4 protein-coding genes are annotated in these 3,456 nt (G+C 64.0%); 3 read left to right on the top strand and 1 reads right to left on the bottom strand.

Annotated elements, in window-relative coordinates:
* The coding region (trpS, locus tag GXP34_10925; protein ID NOY56484.1) for a tryptophan--tRNA ligase at window positions 1-907 on the top strand (907 nt) is incomplete at its 5' end.
* A gap of 70 nt (window positions 908-977) precedes the next feature.
* On the opposite strand, the gene GXP34_10930 is transcribed toward trpS, so the two are convergent.
* Window positions 978-1,724, bottom strand: a complete 747-nt coding sequence (locus tag GXP34_10930) for a CPBP family intramembrane metalloprotease (GenBank protein ID NOY56485.1) — start codon at window positions 1,722-1,724, stop codon at window positions 978-980.
* A 192-nt stretch (window positions 1,725-1,916) separates the two neighbouring features.
* Here GXP34_10930 and GXP34_10935 point away from each other — a divergent pair, with 192 nt between their 5' ends.
* Both GXP34_10935 and GXP34_10940 read left to right on the top strand, forming a co-directional pair.
* Window positions 1,917-2,351 carry a hypothetical protein gene (locus GXP34_10935; protein ID NOY56486.1) on the top strand — a complete coding sequence of 145 codons (435 nt, stop codon included), beginning with the start codon at window positions 1,917-1,919 and terminating at the stop codon, window positions 2,349-2,351.
* A 105-nt stretch (window positions 2,352-2,456) separates the two neighbouring features.
* A partial coding sequence (locus tag GXP34_10940) for a hypothetical protein (protein ID NOY56487.1) occupies window positions 2,457-3,456 on the top strand: 1,000 nt, incomplete at its 3' end.

The raw sequence follows: 3,456 nt of genomic DNA on the forward strand, positions 1-3,456 counted from the left end.
GGCGTTGCGCAATTGGGCGCGCCTGCAGGATGACTACGACGCGATCTACTGTGTCGTCGATCTGCATGCCATCACGGTCGACTACGACCCGAAGGAATTCCGACAGACCCGCCTCAACACGGCGAAACTGCTCATGGCCGTCGGCATCGACCCGGAGCGGTCATTGCTCTACTACCAGAGCCAGGTGCGCGAGCACGTCGAGCTCGCATGGCTGCTGGCGACGATCACCTCGCTGGGTCAGCTCAACCGGATGACGCAGTTCAAGGAGAAGGCCGACAAGGGCGGCGAGAACCTTGGCCTGTACGCGTATCCGGTATTGATGGCGAGCGACATCCTGATTCACAAGGCCCACTACGTTCCCGTGGGGGAGGATCAGACGCAGCATCTGGAGGTGACCCGAGACCTGGCACAGCGGTTCAACACCCGTTTCGGTGAGGAGTTCCCGATCCCCGAGCAGATCACGCCGGAGATCGGTGCCAGAGTGATGTCGCTGAAGGATCCGACGGCGAAGATGTCCAAATCGGCTCCAGATGCGAGCTCGAGGATTCACATCATCGATCCACCCGACGTGATCCGAAAGAAGTTCAAGACGGCCGTCACCGATTCAGGCCACGAGATCGAGTACGACACGCTGAAGAAGCCGGGCGTCTCCAACCTGCTCGACATCCTAGCGCTGTTCACCGGCCGCACGATCGACGATCTCGTCGCTCAGCACCACGACATGCCCTACGGGTACTTCAAAGAGGTCGTCGCCGAGGCGGTGGTCGAAGGGCTCTCTCCCGTCCGTGAAGCGTACGAGGCGCTCGACGATGGTGAAGTGGATGTCATCATGCGCCGCGGGATGATCGTCGCCCGCGAGCGGGCCGAGAACGAGATGGCCTCGGTCCGGGCCAAGATGGGATTCTGAGATCCAGTTTGCCGGAAGTCGGTTTCCAGCCAAGGGATCACGTCCGCCTGGGGTTGCCGGCAGCCGGCGCTCAGAACGGCAGGTTCGGGGCGTAGAACAGTGCCAGCGTGGTGATCAGGTTGAACCCGGCGTGGGTGAAGATCGAGCGACTCAGGTTGCCGGACCGAACGGCAAGATAGCCGAGGATCGAGCCGACGATGAAGAGCTCCGGGATGACCACGGCTGCGGCCTGGATTGCGCCGGCGTCGAGAAGGTGGAACGCGGCGAACACCAGCGCCTGGATGACGACCGCCGACACGACCGAGTGTTTTCGGAGGAGCGTGCGTAGCAGCAGTCCACGAAAGGCGAGTTCCTCCGTGACCGGGCTCAGGACGACGACGCCGAACAGCACCATGATCCTTGTCGGGATGTCTGACACGTCTGCAACCGCCTGCACGACATCCTGGGGGCTCTGGTTGATGCCGAGCGCCTGGGCAAGGGGTGAGAAGGCGAGTCCCAGCCCGACGAGCAGCGCTGCCCCGACCAGAAGGAACGCGACATCTCTGGCCTTGACGACGAGGCCGTAGTCGGTGGAGAGCTTCCCCGTGGCCCGTCGCTGGGCGATCCAGGCAAGAGCGAGCAACTCACCGAACACCTGCGCCGGGAGGATGATCCAGAATGCGGCCCGTGAGGGAATGCCCGTCGTCAACTGATCGAGGGGGATCGCTCCGGCAGCAACGGCTGCGATCGTCGCGATGACCGAGGTGGTGAGGCCGGCGACAAACACGAGGATGAAGTCGACGTAGGTGAAACGGCTCTGCGGAGTTTGGTCGATCACAGGCCGTGAGGGTAGCCGGGTCGCCCACCGGGGTGAGGCGGACGCTCACGGAGCGACGCCGGGCGCCGGTGGCTGCCGACACGCCGCGCGTCGGGTTCGCCGGCAGGGAGCGGTCTGTTGCGACTCCCACTTCTTGACACACACACCTAGCATGAACAAATCATGGTACTACCTACTAGGGAAGGAGTTGCCATGGATACACGGGGGATTCGTGTAACCAGCGATCGTCGGTTGCTCGCACCGCTCGTCGCGCTGGTCGTGTTTGCCGCGACGCTCTTCGCGGTGGCGCCGCCTGCTGCCGCGACGTGTTCGGGGAACGTGGCGCGAACAACACCCTCAAACAAGCTGTTGGTGGCCAACTACCTGGCCTATTGGTCCACTTCCACTGATTCGGCCGGCGCGCCGTGTGTCGACGTGAACGTCATCAACGAGGGGTGGGATGACAACGCCTTCCGGGGCGCCTACAAGGGGAGTGACGGGAACTGGCATCTTGGCACACTGGGATGGGTGGGGATCAATGAGGGCTATCTTGGCGTCGTGATAACCGACCTGACACCAACGGGGGTTCCCGTGAAGGCGGCGAACGAGTATGACGGAGGGAATTGGGACATCAGGATCCTTACCTAGCCGGTTGGGCTCGGGTAGGTCACGAATGTCGTCTCACACCCCTGGTTGCCCGGCGCTTCGCGTCGGCATCCTGCGGCGTCGTGCAGCCGGGGGGAGGCGGGTGTCGTGATTCGCAGTGTGGCGTTGCTCGTAGCCGCGCTGCTGGGCCTCTCGGCGTGTTCGGTGGCGACACCGCCAGGTTCCGGTTCGGGTACCGTATCGTCGGGTACCCCTGGGACGTCGAGTACCCAGGGGATGCCGCAGGCCGATATCCCGGAGGGGCTTTCGGCGGCGTTCCTTGCGTATCGGTATCCGGTTGACGGGGCCGACTGGGCGTTGGGGTGGCGGACCTATGAGCTGCCGATCGAGAAGCGGTTCTTGCGGTTCTTGGGGGCGTGTGTCGTAGACGCGGGGTATCGGGCGTTGGGCCGGGCGGTGCGAGAGGCGAAGAACGTCGGAGTCCCGTCCGAGGGTTGGTTGTTTCCGGATCTGGATGTGTTGCGGCAGCGGGGGTTCGAGTGGGATGACGCGGACCCGGCGCTGAGCGTGATCGGGTCGGTCAGTGACATGTCCGGGGTTTCTGCAGAAGAGCAGGACAGTTCCCTGGACATCCTGCGCGGTGACCTGGAACGTTGGCCGCAGTTCGGGATTCCGGCGACGATCGATGCGGCGCGCGGGTTGAACGACGATGTGACCGCGTGTGAAGTGAAGGCGGGTGACGCGTCGTACGGCAGGCTCGAGGATGCGGATCTGGGGTTCGCGAGGCAGTGGTTGTTTGCGGTGCAGCGCATGGAGACCGACGATGCGGAGGTGTCGGCGGCGGCGGGCGACGCGTTGGTGTGCGCACGGCAGATCGATCCGTTGTTCGCCGATGCGTCGTCGCTGGTTGAGTGGCTCGCGATGTTGGACGGTGAGTCGATCAACCTGGACTACGGGGGCGCTTCGACCGAGGAGGTCGATGCGAAGCGCCGTGCGTGGGGTCAGGCGTACGGTGTGTGTGTCGGACCGTTGGTGGAGGTGCGCAGGCGGAAGCGGCTCGTGTTGCGTGAGCAGATCGTCAACGAGCAGCTCCCGCAGCTTCTCGAGATTCAGGCGAGGCTCGATGCTGCCCTCGATGAACCGGCCG

This window comes from Actinomycetota bacterium (assembly GCA_013152275.1).
In the GTDB taxonomy this organism is placed as follows: domain Bacteria; phylum Actinomycetota; class Acidimicrobiia; order Spongiisociales; family UBA4744; genus BMS3Bbin01.

Excerpts from the sequence above, each read along its gene's own strand:
- GXP34_10935 (NOY56486.1), top strand. The coding sequence starts at position 1,917 with ATGGATACACGGGGGATTCGTGTAACCAGCGATCGTCGGTTGCTCGCA.